Genomic DNA, 561 nt, shown 5'->3' with positions numbered 1-561 from the left:
AAAACCGCTGTTAGCAGTAGTGTTTTTTACTTTAATTTACTACTTAATATTCCAAATAAAATTGCAACAATTATTATTACTAACAGATACACAATTCCGTTTCTTTTTTTCTTTGTATCAATGTAATATTTATAGGAGAATGGGATATTATATTTAATTGAAATAGTTTTAAGGATTTCATTTGCAAATTCATATGATTTTGTTTGACTACTCAATTTTGTATCTTCAATTACACAGAATCTAAAAAACTCTTTCGGTTCTGCTTCGCCTTTTTTCAAAAAGTAGATTACGGCTTCTTGAGTTAAAAAATATCCTCTATGATGCCTGTCTTCTATTTCAAATTGAAATTCGATAATTTCTTCAGGAATGAGTATTATTTCTTTAAATTTTAATTTTTCATTTAAATATAATTCCCAATGAATAGTTTTATTGGCTAGATATAGATATTCGCACTCAATTTTTTCGTTACTTATTTTAACTTCACAGTTTTTATGCGACAATATCATTTTATTCAATTATTATTTAGGAAGTTATTTTAACATTACTGCTAACGTCCCGCCG

Annotated in this window: 1 protein-coding gene; it reads right to left on the bottom strand. The window is 26.0% G+C overall.

All coding sequences use genetic code 11. From position 1 onward, the window contains the following. Positions 1–26 precede the first annotated feature (26 nt). Positions 27–515 carry a hypothetical protein gene (locus tag FCR2A7T_RS02760; RefSeq protein WP_131473145.1) on the bottom strand — a complete coding sequence of 163 codons (489 nt, stop codon included), beginning with the start codon at positions 513–515 and terminating at the stop codon, positions 27–29. Positions 516–561: the final 46 nt, after the last annotated feature.

The sequence above is a fragment of the Flavobacterium cauense R2A-7 genome, from assembly GCF_000498475.1.
GTDB lineage: Bacteria > Bacteroidota > Bacteroidia > Flavobacteriales > Flavobacteriaceae > Flavobacterium > Flavobacterium cauense.
The sequence above is the reverse complement of the archived record's forward strand: the minus strand, read 5'-3'. Positions and strand labels throughout refer to the sequence as shown.